The sequence below is a fragment of the Ammoniphilus soli genome (assembly GCF_040813775.1).
Genome location: NZ_JBEGDL010000011.1, coordinates 90409 through 110710, shown reverse-complemented (window position 1 = coordinate 110710; position 20302 = coordinate 90409). Strand labels below are relative to the sequence as shown.

The 20302-nt window shown below is 46.2% G+C and carries 26 protein-coding genes; 19 read left to right on the top strand and 7 right to left on the bottom strand.

The features are described from left to right. Positions 1-286 precede the first annotated feature (286 nt). Positions 287-628: a helix-turn-helix domain-containing protein gene (locus ABLT31_RS20560; protein WP_367755147.1), complete on the top strand. Its 342-nt coding sequence runs from the start codon at positions 287-289 to the stop codon at positions 626-628. A gap of 142 nt (positions 629-770) precedes the next feature. Here ABLT31_RS20560 and ABLT31_RS20555 read toward each other — a convergent pair whose 3' ends face one another. From ABLT31_RS20555 to ABLT31_RS20545, 3 genes are all read right to left on the bottom strand, one after another. Then, positions 771-1061: a hypothetical protein gene (locus ABLT31_RS20555; protein WP_367755145.1), complete on the bottom strand. Its 291-nt coding sequence runs from the start codon at positions 1059-1061 to the stop codon at positions 771-773. Between the two features lie 13 nt (positions 1062-1074). Further along, on the bottom strand, positions 1075-1398 hold the full coding sequence (locus tag ABLT31_RS39030) for a transposase (protein WP_462976518.1): 324 nt from the start codon (positions 1396-1398) through the stop codon (positions 1075-1077). A gap of 176 nt (positions 1399-1574) precedes the next feature. Next, positions 1575-2054 (bottom strand): low molecular weight protein-tyrosine-phosphatase, encoded by a 480-nt coding sequence (locus tag ABLT31_RS20545; RefSeq protein ID WP_367755143.1) that lies wholly within the window; start codon positions 2052-2054, stop codon positions 1575-1577. A 200-nt stretch (positions 2055-2254) separates the two neighbouring features. Between ABLT31_RS20545 and ABLT31_RS20540 the strand changes: the two genes are divergently transcribed. Genes ABLT31_RS20540 through nuoN form a run of 11 tightly spaced genes read left to right on the top strand, consistent with a single transcriptional unit; the run spans position 2255 to position 12570 of the window. After that, the gene (locus ABLT31_RS20540) at positions 2255-2623 is read left to right on the top strand and encodes an NADH-quinone oxidoreductase subunit A (protein ID WP_367755141.1); all 369 of its coding nucleotides are present in this window, start codon (positions 2255-2257) and stop codon (positions 2621-2623) included. Beyond that, the gene (locus ABLT31_RS20535) at positions 2614-3132 is read left to right on the top strand and encodes a NuoB/complex I 20 kDa subunit family protein (RefSeq protein WP_367755139.1); all 519 of its coding nucleotides are present in this window, start codon (positions 2614-2616) and stop codon (positions 3130-3132) included. The genes ABLT31_RS20540 and ABLT31_RS20535 overlap by 10 nt, the downstream gene beginning before the upstream one ends. Next, the gene (locus tag ABLT31_RS20530; RefSeq protein WP_367755137.1) at positions 3129-4250 is read left to right on the top strand and encodes an NADH-quinone oxidoreductase subunit C; all 1122 of its coding nucleotides are present in this window, start codon (positions 3129-3131) and stop codon (positions 4248-4250) included. Before ABLT31_RS20535 ends, ABLT31_RS20530 begins: the two co-directional genes overlap by 4 nt. 5 nt (positions 4251-4255) lie before the next feature. Beyond that, positions 4256-5359, top strand: coding sequence for an NADH-quinone oxidoreductase subunit D (locus ABLT31_RS20525; RefSeq protein WP_367755135.1), 1104 nt, complete (start codon positions 4256-4258; stop codon positions 5357-5359). Next, the gene (gene nuoH / locus ABLT31_RS20520) at positions 5359-6363 is read left to right on the top strand and encodes an NADH-quinone oxidoreductase subunit NuoH (protein WP_367755133.1); all 1005 of its coding nucleotides are present in this window, start codon (positions 5359-5361) and stop codon (positions 6361-6363) included. Before ABLT31_RS20525 ends, nuoH begins: the two co-directional genes overlap by 1 nt. A gap of 28 nt (positions 6364-6391) precedes the next feature. Continuing rightward, positions 6392-6811: an NADH-quinone oxidoreductase subunit NuoI gene (gene nuoI, locus ABLT31_RS20515; RefSeq protein WP_367755131.1), complete on the top strand. Its 420-nt coding sequence runs from the start codon at positions 6392-6394 to the stop codon at positions 6809-6811. Position 6812: 1 nt separating this feature from the next. After that, positions 6813-7316 carry an NADH-quinone oxidoreductase subunit J gene (locus tag ABLT31_RS20510; RefSeq protein ID WP_367755129.1) on the top strand — a complete coding sequence of 168 codons (504 nt, stop codon included), beginning with the start codon at positions 6813-6815 and terminating at the stop codon, positions 7314-7316. Further along, a complete protein-coding gene (gene nuoK / locus ABLT31_RS20505) occupies positions 7313-7624 on the top strand; it encodes an NADH-quinone oxidoreductase subunit NuoK (protein ID WP_367755127.1) in 312 nt (103 codons plus the stop codon). The genes ABLT31_RS20510 and nuoK overlap by 4 nt, the downstream gene beginning before the upstream one ends. A 13-nt stretch (positions 7625-7637) precedes the next feature. Beyond that, on the top strand, positions 7638-9509 hold the full coding sequence (gene nuoL, locus ABLT31_RS20500) for an NADH-quinone oxidoreductase subunit L (RefSeq protein ID WP_367755125.1): 1872 nt from the start codon (positions 7638-7640) through the stop codon (positions 9507-9509). Continuing rightward, positions 9510-11033, top strand: coding sequence for a complex I subunit 4 family protein (locus ABLT31_RS20495; protein WP_367755123.1), 1524 nt, complete (start codon positions 9510-9512; stop codon positions 11031-11033). 4 nt (positions 11034-11037) lie between these two features. Further along, complete coding sequence (nuoN, locus tag ABLT31_RS20490) at positions 11038-12570, top strand: NADH-quinone oxidoreductase subunit NuoN (protein ID WP_367755121.1); 1533 nt, start codon at positions 11038-11040, stop codon at positions 12568-12570. A gap of 362 nt (positions 12571-12932) precedes the next feature. On the opposite strand, the gene ABLT31_RS20485 is transcribed toward nuoN, so the two are convergent. Next, positions 12933-13265 carry a helix-turn-helix domain-containing protein gene (locus tag ABLT31_RS20485; protein ID WP_367755119.1) on the bottom strand — a complete coding sequence of 111 codons (333 nt, stop codon included), beginning with the start codon at positions 13263-13265 and terminating at the stop codon, positions 12933-12935. A gap of 64 nt (positions 13266-13329) precedes the next feature. Here ABLT31_RS20485 and ABLT31_RS20480 point away from each other — a divergent pair, with 64 nt between their 5' ends. Both ABLT31_RS20480 and ABLT31_RS20475 read left to right on the top strand, forming a co-directional pair. After that, complete coding sequence (locus ABLT31_RS20480; protein WP_367755117.1) at positions 13330-13710, top strand: response regulator; 381 nt, start codon at positions 13330-13332, stop codon at positions 13708-13710. Next, positions 13673-13990: a hypothetical protein gene (locus ABLT31_RS20475; protein ID WP_367755115.1), complete on the top strand. Its 318-nt coding sequence runs from the start codon at positions 13673-13675 to the stop codon at positions 13988-13990. The genes ABLT31_RS20480 and ABLT31_RS20475 overlap by 38 nt, the downstream gene beginning before the upstream one ends. 58 nt (positions 13991-14048) lie before the next feature. On the opposite strand, the gene ABLT31_RS20470 is transcribed toward ABLT31_RS20475, so the two are convergent. Continuing rightward, positions 14049-14234: a hypothetical protein gene (locus ABLT31_RS20470; RefSeq protein WP_367755113.1), complete on the bottom strand. Its 186-nt coding sequence runs from the start codon at positions 14232-14234 to the stop codon at positions 14049-14051. Positions 14235-14358: 124 nt separating this feature from the next. Between ABLT31_RS20470 and ABLT31_RS20465 the strand changes: the two genes are divergently transcribed. The 4 genes from ABLT31_RS20465 to murA all read left to right on the top strand — a co-directional run bounded on the left by ABLT31_RS20465 (position 14359) and on the right by murA (position 17466). Beyond that, positions 14359-14904, top strand: coding sequence for an NUDIX hydrolase (locus ABLT31_RS20465; protein ID WP_367755111.1), 546 nt, complete (start codon positions 14359-14361; stop codon positions 14902-14904). 15 nt (positions 14905-14919) lie between these two features. Then, positions 14920-15153 carry a DUF1146 family protein gene (locus ABLT31_RS20460; RefSeq protein ID WP_367755109.1) on the top strand — a complete coding sequence of 78 codons (234 nt, stop codon included), beginning with the start codon at positions 14920-14922 and terminating at the stop codon, positions 15151-15153. Positions 15154-15238: 85 nt separating this feature from the next. Continuing rightward, positions 15239-15997 (top strand): YwmB family TATA-box binding protein, encoded by a 759-nt coding sequence (locus ABLT31_RS20455; protein WP_367755107.1) that lies wholly within the window; start codon positions 15239-15241, stop codon positions 15995-15997. 137 nt (positions 15998-16134) lie between these two features. Further along, entirely contained in the window at positions 16135-17466 is a 1332-nt protein-coding gene (gene murA / locus ABLT31_RS20450) for a UDP-N-acetylglucosamine 1-carboxyvinyltransferase (protein ID WP_367755105.1), read from the top strand. 46 nt (positions 17467-17512) lie between these two features. Here murA and ABLT31_RS20445 read toward each other — a convergent pair whose 3' ends face one another. Continuing rightward, positions 17513-17668, bottom strand: a complete 156-nt coding sequence (locus ABLT31_RS20445) for a sortase domain-containing protein (protein WP_367755103.1) — start codon at positions 17666-17668, stop codon at positions 17513-17515. Positions 17669-17713: 45 nt separating this feature from the next. Then, a complete protein-coding gene (locus ABLT31_RS20440) occupies positions 17714-18247 on the bottom strand; it encodes a hypothetical protein (RefSeq protein WP_367755101.1) in 534 nt (177 codons plus the stop codon). A gap of 212 nt (positions 18248-18459) precedes the next feature. Between ABLT31_RS20440 and ABLT31_RS20435 the strand changes: the two genes are divergently transcribed. Then, positions 18460-20148 (top strand): phospho-sugar mutase, encoded by a 1689-nt coding sequence (locus ABLT31_RS20435; protein WP_367755099.1) that lies wholly within the window; start codon positions 18460-18462, stop codon positions 20146-20148. Positions 20149-20302: the final 154 nt, after the last annotated feature.

The window sequence follows — 20302 nt, the reverse complement described above, 5'->3', positions numbered from 1 at the left end:
GTTTCATAGGAAGAGGCTTCTAACCGAATGGTTAGAGGTCTCTTTTTTTATGGCATTAAAAAGTAAAGGTAGTCAGTATGATTGGATTGAAAAATAGGTCTAGCTGGAAGGTAATTTCATAACATAAGGTTTTTATACAATTGTTTCAATTTAATCTTTACAAATGGTTGATTTTGGATTAACGTAAGAAAGGTATAGGTTATTTGACCTAATATTGAATTCGGCAATAGGTTATCTTACATAAATTGTCAGATACACTACTTTGATGGGAGGTTTACCTTTTACCATGTCTGCACTTGGTCAAGAGCTGAAGCGACTGCGTGAACTGCGCGGTTTTACGTTAGAGGAGGCTTCTAGCAAAATAGAAATTACACGACAATACCTAAGCATGCTAGAAAAAGGACAGAGAAAATCCGCTTCCTTTGAAATTATGAACCGAATCGGGGTCATCTATGATGTTCCTATGGATTATTTGAAGAAATTCATATCCAAGTCAGCAAAACAACTATCAGAAAATGAGCTGCGGATATGGAATGAACTGAACCGACGTGCAGAGGAAGAAGTGTATCATAAGAAGAGCGATAATCTCATTGATTATAGGATGCCAAATGAACAACAAAGCAGTTAGATAGTGGGACGATGACAAAGAGTCATCGTTTTTCTTATGTAATTTTAAGAAAAGTGACTGATATGAGTGAGAGAATGTGAGGGTAATAGTGTTTATAGGTTTCAGTTAAACAGTGTTGTGGGTGGTTGTTAAAAAAGGACGATTATGCCGCAATTCGCAAATTTTGATAGGTCTGTTCTAGAGGGATGGAACTGCTTCGTATAAGAAATTCTGTCATGGTCTCTTGGATAGGGTCTTTTCTATGACGGTCGATAAATAGAAACCAGGCTATATAACGGGCTAGATATTTTCCTGCGATCCAGTTAAAGCGAAGAATCCAGGATCCGAAGCGGTATCTTTCTTCTTGGGAAACAAGCCAAGTGGGTGGGTAGAGGCCGACAGGTACATATTTCTGACTTGAATGAGGGATCTTGTTAGAGGCGAGTTTTAGCATCGCATGAATTAATTTATGCCGCCAATCGAAGACTCTCTCCTCGAACCATGGATTCGAGGAACTTTACCCATTTGTCAGGAAAGTGGGTGCGGTGAAGGGGGGTATTTGTATAATCATTGAAGGTCCTCTCGCAGGATTTGCATTTATACCGTTGGCGGCCACGATATTGGCCGTGACCGATGACACTTTGGCTTTGGCAATGAGGGCATGCGGAAGGGTGTTTTTGCTTTGATGATACTAGGCTTTGTAGGATCTTATTTATAGTAGGGTGATCCTTGAAGCGTTTGAGAGTATCGTGGAGTGATTTTTTTCTAAATGTGGCCGTATACTTTACCAAGAGAGTTCACCCCTTTATCAGGAACGTTTGTTCTTATTTTAACTGAATTCTTTTTTAACGTCCACCCACAATGTTATTTAACTGAAAGGCTAACATACAAAAGCAGCCACTTTTGACAAAAGTAAAGGCCGCACAAAGAGATAGTCCTTTATACGGCTATAAGTTAGTAGCGAGTTCTAATTAGACTTCAACTGATGTTCCTCAGCTATGTAGTCCAAGAGATTCTCACAAGAACGGCGTACAATTAAATAGGTTTCTAGAAAGGCTTCATCCCCTAGACTCCAAGGATCTGGAACGTCACTACCCGGACCTTCGTGGTCGAAATCTCGCATGAGAAGCAGCTTTCCTATGACTGAACCCAGCCTTTCAATATTTTTTCGATTGGAAGAGTCCATAGCGATGATATAATCCCAACCTTCTAGATCATTAGGAGAAAATTGGCGAGCCCGTTGACCTTCGATAGAAAATCCATGTTTTAAAGCTACGCGTTGGGAGCCTGGATCAGGAGATTTCCCGACATGATATGCAGCTGTTCCAGCAGAGTCGATTAGAAATTCCTTTTCCCAGCCTTTCTCCTTTACTAACTCTCGAAAAATTCCTTCTCCTAACGGAGAACGACAGATGTTTCCCAAACAAACGAATATGACTTTTATCACAACGTAACGCCTCCTTTTGTGATAATATAACAAAGATGATTGATTAAAAGTATTATTTTATCGAAGAAAGGGGAGGTTAGTTAAAAAAAGACCTTTTTGGAAGAAGACTCATGTTAGACATATCCAGGAACTATTTGCTATACTGTTCTATGGAATGTGATGGTTTTATCATTTTTTCAAGGTAAATGGAGGGAGAGGCAATGGCTGAATTATACTCCAATAATTACCTGATTGTCGCCATATTTTTAATCCTGGGGTTAGCCCTTCCGGTAGGAGCGTTGACTGCGGGGCGTTTTTTGCGTCCTCATAACCCGACTCCGGCAAAGCAAACCACGTATGAGAGCGGGATGGAACCCATTGGAGGCAGTTGGGTACAATTCAATGTGAAATACTATATGTATGCTCTTTTGTTTGTAGTATTTGACGTTGAGACGATCTTTTTATATCCTTGGGCCGTAGCTTATGAGCAGCTGGGACTTTTTGCCCTGATTGAGATGCTTATCTTTGTTGTACTATTGCTCATTGGTTTAATCTATGCCTGGAAAAAGAAGGTGTTAGAATGGAACTAAATCTAGAAGGAATTTCTCCTGAGGAACAAAAAGAACTAGATCGCAACGTTTTCGTTACTTCTTTAGAACAAGTGAAGGCTTGGTCTCGAAGTAATTCTTTGTGGCCCCTCGGTTTTGGTCTAGCCTGCTGTGCCATTGAGATGATGGCAACTGGCGGTGCTCATTATGACTTTGACCGATTCGGGGTTATTTTCCGTGCCTCACCACGCCAGTCTGACCTTATGATCGTTGCAGGGACGGTAACGAAGAAAATGGCTCCTGCGCTGCGTCGATTATATGATCAAATGCCGGAACCCAAATATGTCATTGCAATGGGGGTTTGCGCGACTGCTGGGGGTCCGTACGTGAACTCTTACTCTGTCGTGAAAGGGGTAGACCAGATTGTACCGGTAGATGTGTATATTCCAGGCTGTCCTCCGAATCCAGCGGCCTTGATCTACGGAGTAAATAAGCTGCAAGAAAAAATCCGCTGGGAAGCGAAGACTGGGAGGAAGGTGACCAGTCAATGAGTACTCCGGAAGACAAGAAGGCAGCCGCCGCGAAAGCGAAGGAAGAAGCTCTTCGCAAGCTGAAAGAACAGCAAGGACAGGCGGGTACTAAAGCTCAAGATGAAGCCCCAGCTGCTGCACCTGCTGAGAAACCGTTCAGTGAAATGACAGATGAGGAGAAGAAGGCGGCAAAAGCTAAGGCGATTGCGGAGGCCAAGGCGAAAGCTGCAGCTAAACTAAAAGGGGAAGAGCCTGTAGCTCCTTCGGCTCCAGCGGCACCTGAGAAGCCGTTCAGTGAAATGACGGAAGAAGAGAAAAAGGCGGCTAAGGCAGCAGCCATTGCGGCAGCTAAGGCCAAAGCAGCCGCTAAGCTTCAAGGCGGGGAAGAACCCGCAGCACCAGCTGTTCCGAATAAGCCGTTAAGTGAAATGACAGAGGAAGAAAAGAAAGCGGCTAAGGCAGCTGCTGTGGCAGCGGCAAAAGCTAAGGCTGCGGCCGCAGTCAAAGCGAAGGAAGGAACAGCAGAACCAGCTGGGGATGATGAAAAAGCGAAAGCGATTGCGGCAGCCAAGGCAAAAGCTGCAGCTGCAGCTGCAGCTAAGTTGAAAGCTGCGGGAGCGGAGAAAACGGAAGAAGCAGCCGCTCCGAAAGAACCGTCGCCGAAGCAGCCCATATTAGACCATATCGTCAAGATTATTTCGCAAGAGTTAGGCAATGATGTGATAGAAGAGTCTTACGTGAAGGAAAACAGCAAGCATATGCCCACCCTCGTGGTTAAACGAGAAAAATGGTTGGAAACGGCTACTCTATTAAAGAATCATCCGGAATTATCGTTTGATTATGTTTCGAATTTACTTGGGGTTGACTATAAGTCTCATATGGAGTCCGTTACTTATTTTTACTCATATCCGAAAAAGCATTCCCTTGCCGTTCGGGTAAAAACGAAAGACAGAGAGGATACCAAAATCGCCTCCATCGCAAACTTGTGGGCAGGTGCTAACTGGCACGAACGCGAAAGCTACGACTTGCTGGGCATCGTCTATGAAGGCCATCCGGATCTGCGCCGGATCATGCTGACAGATGATTGGGTCGGTCATCCTCTTCGCAAAGACTATGAGCAATATGACGAGGAGGTGTAATCGTCATGACCTTAAGAACGGAAGAAATGACGCTAAACGTTGGACCGCAGCATCCAAGTACACACGGGGTTTTGCGTCTGCTGGTTACGTTGGATGGGGAGACTATTAAAAAGGTAGACCCTGTTGTCGGTTATCTCCACCGTGGTACGGAGAAGCTTGCGGAGGACTTGAACTATACGCAAATTATTCCGTATACGGATCGCATGGATTATCTTGCGGCGATGACCAATAACTATAATCTTGTTCACTGTGTTGAAACCGCCATGGGATTAGAGATTCCTGAGCGTGCAGAGTATTTGCGCGTTCTGGTTATGGAGCTTCAGCGGATTGCCAGTCACTTGGTTTGGTTTGGGACCTATCTGTTGGATATTGGGGCCATGAGCCCATTCTTGTACGCTTTCCGTGACCGAGAAGCGATTCTTGGCTTGTTTAATGAGCTTTGCGGGGCTCGCTTAACCTACAACTATATGCGTGTAGGAGGATTAAAGTGGGATGTACCGCCAGGTTGGCTTGATAAAGTGAAGGATTTTGTACCTTACTTTAAAAAAGAGTTGGAAGGTTATCATCAGCTTGTATCGGGTAATGAGATTTTTCTCCGCCGTGTACGAGGTGTGGGCAGTTATACAACGGATCAAGCCATCAACTATGGACTTAGCGGGGTTAACCTGCGCTGTACAGGCGTGAAATGGGATCTGCGTCGGGATGAGCCTTATTCGATTTATGATCGCTTTGAATTTGATGTCCCTACGGCAACCGAAGGGGATTGCTATGCGCGTTACCTTCTTCGCATGGAGGAGATGAAGCAGTCGATTCGGATCGTAGAGCAAGCGGTTGCTCAGTTTCCGAGCGAAGGGGAGATCATGGCCAAAGTGCCACGCGTGATCCGCCCGCCAGCAGGTGAATGCTTTACACGCATTGAAGCCCCACGCGGAGAAATTGGAACGTACATCTTAAGCGAAGGAAAAGATAAGCCTTACCGTTTGAAATTTCGCCGTCCATCTTTTGTGAACCTATCGATTCTTCCAGAAATATTGGTGGGGGAGAACATGGCAAACATGATAGCGGTCCTAGGTAGCATTGATATTGTGCTTGGGGAGGTTGACGCGTAATGAGTGATTTTCTGCAACAGCCCCTCAGTTGGATCAATGGCTCTGTCTTCGTGCTTTCTGCCGTTGTACTGATGGGAATCGTACTAGGTTTCGTAACGTATGGGATTTACTTTGAGCGTAAGGTGATAGGATGGATCCAATTGCGGATCGGGCCGAACCGTGTAGGTCCATTAGGACTTTTACAGACGGTAGCGGACGTATTAAAGCTATTGCTGAAGGAAGATACCATCCCTAAGCTGGCGGATCGTCCCCTGTATCTATTGGCTCCGCTGATCGCCTTCGTACCTTCTTTTGCGGTACTGGCCGTCATTCCTTTTACCGAAACGCTGCATTTTGCTGACCTTGGTATTGGGTTGCTTTATTACATTGCTATTGCCGGGATTACTACGTTAGGTGTGATTACCGGGGGCTGGGCATCTAACAACAAATATTCCCTGATGGGAAGCATGCGATCTGCAGCTCAGATGATCAGTTATGAGATTCCTTTGATCATGTCTCTAGTAGGGGTCATCTTATGGACTGGAAGCTTGAATTTAATTGATATTGTCAACAAGCAAGCGGAAATGGGAGTTTGGTTTTTTATCCCGCAGTTCATCGGATTTGTTATTTTCATCATTGCCTCTTTAGCGGAACTAAACCGTACACCCTTTGACTTATCGGAAGCGGAGTCGGAGTTGGTCGCGGGTTATATGACAGAGTACTCTGGGTTCCGTTACGCTTTCTTCATGTTGGCGGAATATGTGTATGTGTTTGGAATGGCAAGTCTAACCACGATTGTTTTCTTTGGCGGCTGGTTGCCACCATTTGAATTCTTAGGCTTTATTCCAGGCATTGTCTGGTTCATTTTAAAATTTAGTGCCGTCGTTTTCTTCCTGTTCTGGTTGCGTGCGACCATGCCGCGTTTGCGGGCGGATCAATTGATGCAGTTCGGATGGAAGGTCCTTCTTCCTTTGGCGCTGTTGAACATCTTCCTGACGGCCTTGATGAAAGAGTTTTTACGCTAATAGAAACATCCAGTGAAGGGGTGAAAACATGCTAGGTTTCGCCAAAGGGTTAACCTATACGCTTAAGCAGATGACTAAGAAAAAGGTAACCTCCCGTTATCCTGATGAGGCTGTCATCATGCCGGACCGGTTCCGCGGGATTCAGCACTTTGATCCAGAAAAGTGTATCGTCTGCAATCAATGTGCGCGGATTTGTCCGACGAACTGTATCAACTTAACAGGAAAGGCGTCGACGGACCCGAATAAAAAAGGGAAAGTAATCGATACGTACGATATTAATTTTGAAATCTGCATTTTATGCGATCTATGTACCGAAGTGTGTCCTACCGAAGCGATTGTGATGACCAATAATTTTGAGCTGGCGACGTTCAGCCGAGATGACTTGTTCAAAGACCTGCAGTGGCTTCATGGAAACAACACGAATGTCAGAAAGGATCAGGGGACCTAATATGAGCGGAGAATTTATTGCTTTCTTTATCTTGTCCCTTCTGACCATTGGCGGTGCCGTGTTCATGATCAGCTTCACCCGCGTGGTGCATCAGGTTGTGGCCTTGGCTTTTACCTTTTTAAGCATTGCGGGGCTTTATGTCCTGCTTGAGGCGGAGTTTGTAGCCGTGACTCAGATCCTGGTTTACTCCGGGGCGATTTCCGTGCTGATGCTTTTTGGGATTATGCTTACCAGGCATAACGCGCAGGAAACGGAGAAACGCAAAGGCTTTAAGTTTTTTGCCTTTCTTGTGGTAGCTGGATTTTTTGCTCTGATGTTTGCCGGTATCCAATCCATGACCATTCCAGGAGAAGTGGCGAATTACTCCTCTACGAATAACGTGAAGGAAATCGGAAAGCTGATGTTTAGCCAGTATGTGATTCCTTTTGAGACGGTTTCGGTCTTGCTGCTCGTGGCACTGGTTGGAGCCATCATCCTTGCGAAGAAGGAGACGGGTGACGAATGAGTGTACCATTAGCTTCTTATCTTTTAGTGGCTTTGATTCTGTTTTGCATCGGTTTATTTGGGGCCTTAACGAAGCGCAATGCGGTCGTGGTGCTCTTGTCTATCGAGTTGATGCTCAATGCGGTAAATATCAATTTTGTGGCCTTCTCTAAGTACGGCGTGATGCCGAATATGACGGGTCAGATTTTTACCTTGTTTAGTATTACCCTGGCGGCTGCGGAGGCGGCGATCGGGGTGGCACTTCTTATTGCCTTGTATCGCAACCGCAGTACGGTGAATGTTGACGAAATGGACTTATTAAAAAGATAGAGGGTGAAATCAAATGATGTCTAACGCATGGCTGATTCCTCTCTTTCCCCTCCTGTCCTTCCTCGTCCTGTTGGCTTTCGGCCGCCAGTTGAAGGAAGGTTCGGCCTACGTCGGGATTATCGCGACATTGGCTGCGTTCGTGGTCTCCTTGGGAGCGTTCTTTGAGCGTTTTGCGTCGGGAGCAGAGGATTATGATTTTGCATTCCAGTGGTTGACTTTAGGTGACAATGCCATCGACATGGGATTCGTCGTCAACCCATTAAATGCTATGATGCTTGTGATTGTTACGTTTGTCAGTCTTTTGGTTCATATCTATTCCAAAGGATACATGCACGGAGATGAGCGTTTCCCTGTTTTCTATTCCTACTTAGCCTTGTTTACCTTTTCTATGTTAGGCTTAGTCATCTCCCCGAACTTATTGCAAGTTTATATCTTTTGGGAATTGGTAGGGGTATGTTCCTTCTTGCTTGTCGGATTCTACTTCTTTAAACCAGAGGCGAAAGCGGCAGCCAAAAAGGCTTTTATCGTGACCCGGATTGGGGATGTGGGTCTTTTTATCGGAATTGCGTTATTGTTCTGGTTTACAGGCAGCTTTAACTTTGTGGATATTTTCGCCGCGATCCAAAATGGCGTTATGGAATCTTGGCAGTTAACGTTAATTGGGATCCTGGTCTTTATTGGGGCCGTAGGGAAATCCGGTCAGTTTCCGCTTCACACGTGGTTACCGGATGCGATGGAAGGTCCTACGCCGGTTTCCGCTTTGATCCACGCCGCAACCATGGTAGCCGCAGGGGTATACTTGGTGGCGACGATGTTCCCGCTTTATCAGGCATCTGCGGATGCCAGCTTGGTCGTAGCGTATATTGGAGGATTTACTGCGATCTTTGCTGCCTCCATCGGTTTGACTCAGCGTGACATTAAGCGTGTCTTGGCGTATTCAACTGTCAGCCAATTGGGTTATATGATGTTAGCACTTGGGATGGCATCGGTGGCCGGTTATGTAGCAGGTACGTTCCACTTAATGACCCACGCATTTTTCAAAGCTTTGCTGTTCTTGGCAGCGGGTAGTGTGATCCATGCCGTTCATACGCAGGATATTTTTGAAATGGGCGGATTGTTTAGCAAGATGAAGGTAACCGGAACGGTTTTCTTAATCGGATGTCTAGCGATTGCCGGGATTTTCCCGTTTGCCGGTTACTGGTCCAAAGAAGAAATTCTGGGTGCCGTTTATAACGAAGGTCATTATGGTTTGTTTGTGATCGCATTGACTGCGGCGTTCTTCACCGCTTTCTATATGTTCCGTTTGTTCTTCGTGACGTTTATGGGAAAAGCGCAGAACTCACATGCACATGAGTCTCCGCTTGTGATGACGGTTCCGATGATGCTGTTGGCCCTGTTGGCTGTGGCTGCAGGTTGGATTAACACCCCTGGAAATCCGGTGCTGGGTCATTGGATGACCGAAGGCATGGCGGGAGCGGGGGAAGCACACCATGCCCCGGGTTGGTTAGCGATTGTGGCAACTGTGGTTTCGTTGCTCGGGATTGGTCTTGCGTATCTGATGTATGCGAAAAAATCCGTTTCACGGGATATTATTGCAGATCCGCTGCCATGGCTGTATAAGCTTTCCTTTGGTAAGTACTTTATTGATGAGCTGTATGATCTCATTATTGTTCGTCCACTGCGTGCGATCGGGGCCTTCTTGACGGCTGTTGACGTGTACATCGTGGATGGTCTCGTACGCTTGGCTGGCGCTTTTACAAAAGAGCTTGGACACGCCGGTGCCCGCGTACAAAACGGTCAAGTTCAAACCTACGGAGCAATTGCATTCTTAGGCATTGTATTGCTTGCCCTTGGCTTGACGTTCGTTAGGGGGTATCTAGGTTAGATGGATTCCATATTACTGTCACTTATCACCTTTTCTCCATTGCTCGGGCTGATCTTGCTGGCCTTTATCCCGAAAGAACAAGCGGGTACGGTTAAATTGATTGGAATATTAGGGGCATTGCTGCCTTTAGTTTTGTCTTTTGTGATGTATGCAGGCTTTACTTTTAATCAAGCCGGATTGCAATTCCATGAACAGTTCCAGTGGTTCTCGATTCCGGCCGATCAAGTGAGCTTCCCGATCCAATACGAAATGGGCGTGGATGGTCTGTCGATGCCGCTAGTCATGCTGGCCGCGTTGATTGGATTTTTTGCTGCCGTGGCGGGAGCGATCTTTATTAAAAAACGCTGGAAAGAATTTTACATTCTGTTCTTTATCATGCTAATCGGGATGATCGGCGTGTTCGCTTCGCAAAACCTGTTTTTGTTCTTCATTTTCTTCGAGTTCACACTCATCCCAATGTTCTTTATCATGGGGATCTGGGGCTATGTAGAAAGAGAGCAAGCGGCGTTTAAGTTTTTGCTTTATAACGGGGTAGGATCGGCGATCATGCTGATTGTGTTTGTGACCATCTTTATGAATGTATGGACGTTGAGTTTTTCGGAAATTGCTGATGCATTCACGAATCCGATGTCTCCTTACAATGTACCGGATGCACCCGCCTATGTTTCTGAGGGGATTCGTTACGGTTTATTCTTGGCCCTCTTGATCGCTTTTGCGATTAAGATGCCGATTGCTCCGCTTCACACGTGGATGGTGAAGGCATACCAGGAGTCTCCAGCCCCTGCGGTGCTGATTTCTTCCGGTGTATTAATTAAAATTGGTGCCTACGGTTTGCTGCGCTTTAACGTTGGGTTCTTCCCAGAGGTTGCAACGGATATGGCTCAAGTGTTGGCTGTTCTTGGATTGATCAACATTATTTACGGGGCTTTGCTGGCATTGGTTCAAAAGAGCTTAAAGCTGGTTCTTGCGTATTCCAGCTTAAGCCATATGGGAATTGTCCTTTTGGGGATCGCATCAATGAACGCGGTTGGATTCCAAGGAGCAATCTTCCAGATGGTTTCCCACGGGATGGTAGCTGCACTGCTGTTCTTTATCGTGAGTATCATTTTTGAGCGTACGTCGACTGCTGAACTGGCAGACTTAGGCGGATTGGCAAAATCCATGCCTTTCATTGCGGGGATGTTCCTTGCTGCGGCGATGGCATCTGCAGGCTTGCCAGGGATGTCAGGGTTTATCAGTGAGTTTATGGCTTTCCTAGGATTGTTCGGCGAAATGCCAATCTTAGCGGCGATTGGGACGTTGGGAATTATTTTGACGGCCGTGTATCTCTTGCGAGCTGTACTCGGCACCACGTATGGACCGACACCAGAGCGCTGGATGGGCCTTTCGGACGCCCGCCCGCTGGAAGTGTTGCCAATGGTATTGCTTTTAGGTTTTATCTTGTTAATCGGCGTTTATCCTTCTGTACTGAGTGACCCGATGCAAGCCACATTACAAAACATTGTTCCTAAGATAGGAGGGTGAGCCGATGGAAAGCAGATGGGGTCCTTTAGCCCAATATGATTGGTCGGTCATGGCACCCGAATTCACCATTCTGATCGTGGCGACGCTGATTTCCTTAATTGATTTGTTTGCACCGAAGAATACAGATCGGCGTTTCTTGGCATGGTTCGGAATACTAGGAAGCTTGTTGGCTGGCTGGTTTGTTTTTCAGAACGTCGGGATCGGAGTCGTTGAGATTCTGGACGGTTCCTACCGGATTGATGCTTATGGAAACATCTTTAAGCTGATTTTCATAAGCGGAACGATTTTGACGCTCATGATGTCTGTGAATTACTTGGATCGCAAGGATGAGGTTCAGTATCACGGAGAATTCTACTATTTGATTTTAACCGGCTTGCTCGGAGCGATGATTATGTCCTCCTCTGCCGACTTCATTACCTTATTCGTAGGGCTTGAGCTTCTTTCGATCTCGTCTTATATTTTAGTCGGAGCGAGAAAGAAAAACCTGCAAACGAACGAATCGGCGTTTAAATATGTCGTAAGCGGATCGATTGCAGCGGCAACCACGCTGTACGGAATCAGCTTCTTGTATGGATTGACAGGGACGACCAATATCTTCCTAATGGGGGATTACCTGGCTGAAGCCTATGCAGCGGGGAATCAGTTCATTATTTACTTGGCTTTCTTCCTGTTGTTTGTCGGTTTGAGCTTTAAAATCTCTACTGTTCCTTATCATATGTGGGCACCGGATGTGTATCAAGGAGCACCGACGCCGATTACCGCTTTCTTGTCTGTGGTTTCCAAGGCAGCTGGTTTTGCTCTTATCATTCGTGTGATCATCACGGTCTTCCGAAATATGGTGGATGTTGACAATACGCTGGGGCCGAAATCCGTGCTGATCGATGAGATCACGTTTATCGTCGGCGTGTTGGCTGCGATCTCCATGATTGTCGGAAATACGTTGGCATTGCGTCAAACGAACATCAAGCGCATGATGGCGTACTCGTCCATCGCGCAAGCTGGATATATCCTAGTGCCATTTGCAACGATCACCTCGTTGGTGTTTGAACAGACGGTCTTTTACCTTGTAGCGTACCTATTGATGAACATGGGGGCATTTGCGGTCATCATGATCGTGACACGTGATCGTGGAAGCGAAGATTTGGTTAGCTTTGCCGGATTGTATCATCGTGCTCCGTGGGTAGCGATCGCCATGACGATGTTCCTGCTGTCCCTGGCCGGGATACCGATCTCCGCCGGGTTCTTCGGAAAGTTCTATATCTTCATGAGCTCGCTTGTGGTAGGCAACTACTGGCTGGCTGGCATCATGGTAGCGACAAGCGTCGTATCCTACTACTATTATTTTGGCATCATCAGACAGATGTATATGCGCCCTGGGGCGACGGAATCGCCATTGCGTGTTCCAGCTTCCATCGCTGTGATCGTCTTGATCGCCTTAGTGGGTACTGTGGGTGTAGGGTTAGTTCCGGATACGCTGATGAACTTCATTCATACGAACTTCCCGTTCATTGAGATGATTCAGGCGGCGGGGCAGTAAAGAAAGATAGAGTTGAGGGTAGATAGTGCCTTAGTTAAGGTGCTGTTTATCCTCTTTTTTTTGAGGTTGAGTAGGTTAGTCGGTAACATGAGTGATGTGGGGGGAGGAGCTTGCAGTTAAACAACGTTGTGGGTGGGGTAAAGGTACAGAAAAAGGTACCAAGGGACCTATTATCTATATTAAAGAAAAAAATGACAGGAAATAACAATAAATACTGTTCTAACGAGAAAATGTCAGTATTTTTCGATAACATTTTTACCCAATTATAAAGTTAACATGTTAGAATTTTATTTATAAAAGTTTAGGAGATATTCATAGAGTTTTGTATACTGCCAAAAGAAAAAGAAGAACCGTATAAAAGATTAGATTTTTGTACGGTTCTGTCTCCATATATGAAATTCTAGGCACTCTCGGAACTGCTCTTTACTAATGCCGGAACTCATGGCATCTTGTACAATATTAATCCACTCTGCATCAAGGTGAGACGGTTCTATGTCCTCTTCATCATGAAGGAATGCATTGACTGAAACCCCTAGAACAGCAGAAATTTTTTCAAGGAATTGTATTGAAGGGTTAGATTGTATGTCACGTTCAATGGTACTGAGATAAGATTTCGCTACACCTGCACGCTCCGCTAATTCTGATAGGGAAAGCCCCTTATCTTGGCGTAATCTCTGGATACGCTTTCCGATCATAATCGAAAACTCACCTTCTCTCTTTTTATGCCACCATTATAGCAGATCTAGAATAGAAACGATAATGATTTATGAAGAGGAGAACCAAGCAGCAGGGCAAAAAGGAATAGCTCAAGGAACAATTCATCCAATTCTCCTTGGTGATCTATGGCTTATATTCTGTAACAATCTCGGTTTTGACTTCGGTGGAACAACCCATTTTATAAGAAAAGGCAGGAAAGGTGAATACAAGGAACTTTCGCCGGATCTCGTTCTGATGGATATTTTTATGCCGGAGTTGGATGGGATTACTGCTTTAAAGGAAATTAAAAAGCTAGATCCTATGGCAAAGGTTATTTTTTGTACGGCGGTATCGGATCGATCGAAGATCCGTTATTACAGCGATTCAGGAAGGAGCGATCGACTTCTTGGCCAAGCCGATCCAACAAGAAACGCTATTATTTAGCCTGGAGGCTTCATTATTAAAAGAGACTTCCAATTACGAAAAGGGGGATCCAATTCTCTTGAGACCTTTTTATTCCTATAGAACTCCTTATTCCTTGCAACCGGTTCATCCGGTCTGGTCGTTACCGCACCATGAGCATTGGCCTCCTTTTCAACACCACGCAGATGATCCCTTCACGATTCACATCAAGCTGTCTATTCAAAAGAAGAAAAAGAAGTCACAGGCACCCATTTCTGCCAAGCATCCCTATAAAGGCCACGTCATCGACCTTTCGATTTAACTCTACGACAAAAAAGGCTGCCCTTATCCTCATGGATATCAGGCAGCCTTTTTTTCCCTCACCCTCTTCCTATATTAATCGGAACGCTTCCCTGCAGCCCGCTCATCAGCTCCCTTAATTGCTGGTTGCTGATGACCACATGTTCCACGTTATCCATCAGTTGATCACAGCATTTTAACAGGACCGAATCGGTCAGCAATTCTTTTCCACAGCAGGAGCAACGAAACCGGAATAATACGTTCATCCGAACCCCTCCTCGTTATAGCAGATAAACAAAATAACAACAATTTCTGATATGTTTATGCACGGCAGTAGGCTTTAATGTATACTTATGTGAGGAAAAATTGAAAAAAGATGGGGGAGTGACCATGGGGTTTGACCAATGGCGGCGCATCGATAGCCAGATTCCTTTCCATGAACGATACATACGGGTCCGAAAAGATCTCCTGCAATCTCCGGAGGGGAAGGAGACGGACTATGTTTACTTAGAGGATGAGATCCCGGGAACCGTAGTCGTAGTGGTGATCACCGAGGATCAAAGGATTGGACTGGTGAGGCAGTACCGCTATCCAATTCAAGCCTATCAGTACAATCTTCCTGGCGGTGCCATCGATCCGGGGGAAACGCCGGAGCAAGCGGCACGGCGTGAACTCAGGGAAGAGACGGGGATTACGGCCGAGGAGTGGATAGCGGCAGGAACCTATCATCCGATGTCTTCTCATCATACGAGGAAGGCTTACTTGTTTGTAGCCAGGGGACTTTCTTTTGGGGAGCAAAGCTTAGATCCTGATGAAGATCTTCAAGTGGAATTGGTGTCGGTTGAAGATGTTGTGAATCGGATTTTGGCTAACGAATTTACAGATATCGAACTCGTTTATGGGATTTTATTTACCCGGGCCAAGGGTTATATATAGGAAGGAGTGTTGACCATGGGTCTTGGATCCACTGGATTGATTAATATCTTTTTATCGCTTGTTTTTATCTGGATTAGCTGGTGGGCAATCCAGTGCTTTCGCCTGGATTTGTTTGTGAAGGACTATAAGAGTCCGCAGGTAAAGGCTTTGCAAATCCTCGTGTCGGTTGCGCTTGGGCACGGTGTGGCTCGCTTTTTTATGGACTATCTCGGATGGTCGATGATGCTTAAGCAATTGTTTGTGCCTTAAGTAGGATTTAGGAATCGATGGTATAAGTTTCCTCTCCCCGGTAAAAATAGGTAGTACAGATAAATGGGGAAGAGGAGAATACGCTATGATTAAAAATTGGGGAAAAAACACCGCATTAGTCGGTTTGATGTTGTTATTTTCATGGACGGTTTTTGCTGATCAGCAACCGATGCAGGATGCGCAGGAAACGCACGCAGCCCTTGACCAAATCATGCGAGCCATGGAGGATACAGGGGCGAATGCGGAACAGATTTATCTTCACTTAGGAACCTCTTATCGGACGTTTGAGGATCCCCAGGAAGTGGAGGGTTTTGCGGAGCAATTGGGGTCGGAGCTAAATCTGACTGAAACGCATCGCCAACAACAAAAGGAATTCCATTTTCAAAGCCTCAACCAAGGCGTCACGACCGATCTTCGGGTGATGATGATGCCTAGTCATTCTAGGACAGGTGCATGGGACAGCTACTTGACAGTAAAGCTCACGGCTGAGCCTTCCGCAATAGCAAGTCTCAAGACTCAACACGATTTTGTGTATAAAGCCCTAGAACGTTCGCAAATACTACCTCATTTTAACACTTGTGTCCAAGGAATTTATAATGTTACACTGGAAAATGACGTTCAATTAATGAAACTACACAAACTGCTTGATTTGTTGGGTGCTGAAGTAGTAGAGCAGGTGGAAGATTCTACGGTAAAAAGTATATCGGCTTATACGTCTCGCCTTTCGTCTTACATAATGACAAATGGTCGTCCTATGAATGTCCAAGCCGGTATGCATGTGGATCAAATGCTCGACGTAACTAGAATAACCATTGGAACCCCCATCATCACTATAGAATATTGATATATAGTGGTGGAACGGACGGACGTATACGCTCATGCCGTTACGAACCGAATGTTGGGGTCCCCCTTCGGACATATAAGGCACCCCATATAACACCAAATCAGGATTGGAATACTAGCAGCGGGGGGAAAAGTACTTTGGACAAAATCATAGTCCACGGTGGAGCACGTTTATCAGGAAAAGTTAAAGTTAGCGGAGCAAAAAACGCAGTCCTACCGATCATTGCGGCAGCCCTTCTGCCAGAATCGGGCAAGAGTGTCATCCATGATGTGCCCGCCTTGGATGATGTCTACACGATCGGCGAAGTTTTACGAGCACTTAATGCAAAAGTCACATATGATGAACAAGGAATTTTAGAAGTAGATGCAACCGATGTCGATCGCACAGAAACGCCCTATGAGCTAATCCGGAAAATGCGTGCCTCTTTCCTCGTCATGGGTCCTTTGCTGGCCCGAAAGGGAAAAGCGCGCGTGTCTTTACCAGGCGGTTGTGCTATTGGCACCCGGCCGATCGACCAGCACCTGAAAGGCTTTGAAGCGATGGGTGCGCATATAGATATTGGTCAAGGATATATTGAAGCCTCCGTGCAAGGACGCCTTCGCGGGACCAAGATTTACTTGGATATCGCGAGTGTAGGCGCTACGGAAAACATCATGATGGCGGCCACCTTGGCGGATGGCACAACCATCATTGAAAATGCTGCACAAGAACCCGAGATCGTTGATCTGGCCAATTATCTGAATGCGATGGGGGCCAAGGTCCGCGGTGCGGGTACGGGCACCATCAAGATCGAGGGAGTGGAACAGCTGAAAGGAGCCGTCCACACCGTGATTCCCGATCGAATCGAAGCCGGTACGTTCATGGTTGCCGCGGCGATTACCCGCGGAGATGTGTACGTGGAAGGGGCGATCAGTGATCACCTTCGTCCCGTGATTGCCAAGCTTCGGGAGATGGGAGTCATCATCAAGGAGGAGGAGAATGGCGTTCATGTCACGGCCACGGGCAAGCTCAAGGCGGTTGACGTGAAGACCTTGCCTCATCCTGGTTTTCCGACCGATATGCAATCTCAATTCATGGCTCTGTTGCTAACCGCGGAAGGATCCAGTGTGGTATCGGAGACGGTTTTTGAAAATCGTTTCATGCACGTGGATGAATTTAAGCGCATGGGAGCTAGGATCAAGATTGAAGGAAGAAGTGCAGTGATTCAAGGCGGTGCCCAGCTGAAAGGAGCTCAAGTCACGTCGACTGACCTCCGTGCGGGAGCGGCCTTGGTTCTTACGGGCCTCGTATCCGAAGGGCAAACGGAAGTCGGAGCCTTGCACCATATCGACCGGGGATATGTTGATCTTTGTGGAAAGCTTCGCGGCTTAGGCGCGACCATCACTCGCTTGTCCGAAGAGGAAGCGAAGCGGAAGGAAGCGGAAAAGCTAGCTCCGAACGTGATTAAGTTAAGAACTTCATATGCGTAAAGACACACTAAAATCGCCGCGCTGTTTAGACAGTGGGGCGATTTTTTTATTCTTTTAACTTTGCAGTAATAATGTACCGATATGGGGCGTCCCCTGTGAAGGAGAAAGGGTAACAAGTGATTAAGGTTAGCTGAGATTCAGAGCTCAACTTTACAGCATGCTTGTTATCTTTAGCGACAACGACATAGCTGGAAAACGACACAAAGAGAACTGACGAAAATCAAGTGCAGTATCCTAGTCCATCCGATCATTTTTTTCGTTCCTCCCGTTGACGCAACCATAAAGCTAAACCAGATAGACTTGTTATAATCGCTCCTTCCATTCCCCAGATGTACCAGGAAGTACCCGTGTTCGGAAGGTCGTAGTAGCTTTGGCCCGCTGTTGCTTGGATTTCTGTCCCCGCTGCGATGGATTGGCTGACGGATTCCTCATGTGCTTTTTTGAATGACTCATGAGAAGAAATATCGTTATTGGCAGATGTGTTCTCATCATTTCCTGATAAGCCCTCTCCGCTTTCAACCCTGCTTGGATTATTTTCACTCAAGGGCTCTTTGAGCAATGGATCTTCTTTTGGAGATGGCCCTGTGTTAGGGACGGAATCCCCTTTGGGGGATTTCCCCTTTCCGGTAGGGGAATCCTCTTGCTCTTCAGGAGAGGGAATTGGTTTGTTGCCATCCGGTGGTGTGGAAAGATCCGTAGAGGAAATAATGGTTTCGAAAGTAATCGCAAAATGCCCTAAAATGGTAGGGCTTCTGTAGGGCTTCTTATAAAGATCATCCATCAGAACAGGAGCCACCTTTTCGTTCTTTATATAGGTATTTTCAATTATATTGTTCTAATTACAGAACAAAAGTAGCGAGTTATACAACAGATTACTTGAAAGTAAATAGGAAAAAATATACATAAACCCGGAATCTCAAAAAATTATCCCCACAAAAACCCAGATAATTGTTAAAATAGGAAAGTACATCCTAAAACATTCGGAGGAGAAACATGGATTACCGCCAAGAATATGAGCGCTGGAAACAAGCCGGCCATTTAGATGAAGAAATCAAGCAACAGCTGGTAGACATTGAGGGAAATGAAAAAGAAATCGAAGACCGTTTCTATAAATCTCTTGAGTTTGGGACCGGAGGCTTACGCGGTGTGATTGGCGCAGGAACCAACCGGATGAACACCTACACAGTAAGAAAAGCAACCCAAGGCTTGGCTCAATTCATCGCAAAGCAAGGGGAGGAAGCGAAGCGAAAAGGGGTAGCGATCGCTTATGACTCACGCCATAAGTCGCCAGAGTTTGCCCAGGAAGCTGGACGGGTGCTCGCTCAAAATGGGATTAAGGCGTATGTGTTTGAGGAATTGCGTCCCACTCCAGAGCTTTCTTTTGCTGTGCGCCATTTGGGAGCGACGGCTGGTATTGTCATCACAGCGAGCCATAATCCCCCAGAATATAACGGGTATAAAGTATATTGGTCAGATGGGGCCCAGATTGCTACAGAATTAGCGGATGCCATTACAGAAGAGATTGCCGGGGTGCAGGATGAGCTGAAGGTTCAGGCGATGGCGTTGGAAGAGGCACAGGCACAAGGATTATTCCAGTGGTTAGGCAAGGAAGTGGATGAGGCTTACCAGGAAAGGCTAAGGACCCTGGCCCTGCAGCCAAGAGAGAACAACAAGGATTATAAGGTGGTTTACACGCCTTTGCACGGAACAGGGAATCTTCCCGTTCGGCGAGTTTTAGCGGACATGGGATTTAAGAACGTGTATGTGGTTCCTGAACAGGAACTGCCGGATCCGAATTTCTCTACGGTGAAATCCCCGAATCCGGAGGAGCATGAGGCATTCAAGCTGGCTATCGCTTTAGCGGAAGAAGTAGGAGCGGACATGATCATGGGAACGGATCCGGATACAGACCGAGCTGGTGTGGTCGTGCGCAATGAGGAAGGCGAGTTTACCGTTTTAACGGGAAATCAGTTGGGGGCATTGCTGTTGGATTACCTTTTGTCCCAGCGCGAGGTGCAAGGGACTCTTCCGGCTAATGGGGTGGTCATTAAAACCATTGTTACGTCAGAGATCGGTGCTGAAGTTGGAAAGAGTTACGGTTTGGATACCCTCGATACGTTGACCGGGTTTAAATATATCGGAGAAAAGATCAAGCAGTTCGAAGAAACGAAGGAGAAAACGTTCCTTTTTGGCTATGAAGAAAGCTACGGCTATTTGGCTGGCGACTTCTGCCGGGATAAGGATGCGGTCCAAGCCTGTCTGTTAGCGGCAGAGATGGGGGCTTATTATCAGAAGCAAGGGTTGACGGTTTATCAAGCGCTTCTTCAATTGTTTTCTAATGTGGGCTATTTCAAAGAAGATTTGGTGTCTTTAACACTCAAGGGTGTAGAAGGGGTAGCCAAGATCAGCCAAATGATGGAGGATCTGCGGAAGCAGCCGCCAAGCCAAATCGGAGCGGTGAAAGTCAAGGAAGTCAAAGACTATAAAGATGGAATCGATGGACTGCCGAAAGCCAATGTACTGAAGTTTTTCCTGCAGGATGATTCTTGGTTTGCCGCACGCCCATCAGGTACGGAGCCGAAAATTAAGTTTTACCTCGGAGTCAAAGGGGATAGTGTGGAAGATTCCGTATCGAAGCTGAATGCGTTGAAGCAAGAAGTAATGCAGATGATTCAAGAATAGTAATTGATGATTAAAAGAGATCCTGCGGGGTCTCTTTGTTATTTCCCAGGGAAATGAAGGGAAAATAATTTAGCCCCAAAACACTTATAAAAGAAACATACTCCCCCTCTTCGATGAATAGATATCTTAGTAGATTTAAGCGGGAAGACCGCGC

Bases quoted from the DNA above. Each gene is read 5' to 3' on its own strand.
- ABLT31_RS20560 (WP_367755147.1), top strand. From the start codon at position 287: ATGTCTGCACTTGGTCAAGAGCTGAAGCGACTGCGTGAACTGCGCGGT.
- ABLT31_RS20555 (WP_367755145.1), bottom strand. From the start codon at position 1,061: ATGCTAAAACTCGCCTCTAACAAGATCCCTCATTCAAGTCAGAAATAT.
- ABLT31_RS20540 (WP_367755141.1), top strand. From the start codon at position 2,255: ATGGCTGAATTATACTCCAATAATTACCTGATTGTCGCCATATTTTTA.
- ABLT31_RS20535 (WP_367755139.1), top strand. From the start codon at position 2,614: ATGGAACTAAATCTAGAAGGAATTTCTCCTGAGGAACAAAAAGAACTA.
- ABLT31_RS20530 (WP_367755137.1), top strand. From the start codon at position 3,129: ATGAGTACTCCGGAAGACAAGAAGGCAGCCGCCGCGAAAGCGAAGGAA.
- ABLT31_RS20525 (WP_367755135.1), top strand. From the start codon at position 4,256: ATGACCTTAAGAACGGAAGAAATGACGCTAAACGTTGGACCGCAGCAT.
- nuoH (WP_367755133.1), top strand. From the start codon at position 5,359: ATGAGTGATTTTCTGCAACAGCCCCTCAGTTGGATCAATGGCTCTGTC.
- nuoI (WP_367755131.1), top strand. From the start codon at position 6,392: ATGCTAGGTTTCGCCAAAGGGTTAACCTATACGCTTAAGCAGATGACT.
- ABLT31_RS20510 (WP_367755129.1), top strand. From the start codon at position 6,813: ATGAGCGGAGAATTTATTGCTTTCTTTATCTTGTCCCTTCTGACCATT.
- nuoK (WP_367755127.1), top strand. From the start codon at position 7,313: ATGAGTGTACCATTAGCTTCTTATCTTTTAGTGGCTTTGATTCTGTTT.
- nuoL (WP_367755125.1), top strand. From the start codon at position 7,638: ATGATGTCTAACGCATGGCTGATTCCTCTCTTTCCCCTCCTGTCCTTC.
- ABLT31_RS20495 (WP_367755123.1), top strand. From the start codon at position 9,510: ATGGATTCCATATTACTGTCACTTATCACCTTTTCTCCATTGCTCGGG.
- nuoN (WP_367755121.1), top strand. From the start codon at position 11,038: ATGGAAAGCAGATGGGGTCCTTTAGCCCAATATGATTGGTCGGTCATG.
- ABLT31_RS20485 (WP_367755119.1), bottom strand. From the start codon at position 13,265: ATGATCGGAAAGCGTATCCAGAGATTACGCCAAGATAAGGGGCTTTCC.
- ABLT31_RS20480 (WP_367755117.1), top strand. From the start codon at position 13,330: ATGATTTATGAAGAGGAGAACCAAGCAGCAGGGCAAAAAGGAATAGCT.
- ABLT31_RS20470 (WP_367755113.1), bottom strand. From the start codon at position 14,234: ATGAACGTATTATTCCGGTTTCGTTGCTCCTGCTGTGGAAAAGAATTG.
- ABLT31_RS20465 (WP_367755111.1), top strand. From the start codon at position 14,359: ATGGGGTTTGACCAATGGCGGCGCATCGATAGCCAGATTCCTTTCCAT.
- ABLT31_RS20460 (WP_367755109.1), top strand. From the start codon at position 14,920: ATGGGTCTTGGATCCACTGGATTGATTAATATCTTTTTATCGCTTGTT.
- ABLT31_RS20455 (WP_367755107.1), top strand. From the start codon at position 15,239: ATGATTAAAAATTGGGGAAAAAACACCGCATTAGTCGGTTTGATGTTG.
- ABLT31_RS20440 (WP_367755101.1), bottom strand. From the start codon at position 18,247: ATGGATGATCTTTATAAGAAGCCCTACAGAAGCCCTACCATTTTAGGG.
- ABLT31_RS20435 (WP_367755099.1), top strand. From the start codon at position 18,460: ATGGATTACCGCCAAGAATATGAGCGCTGGAAACAAGCCGGCCATTTA.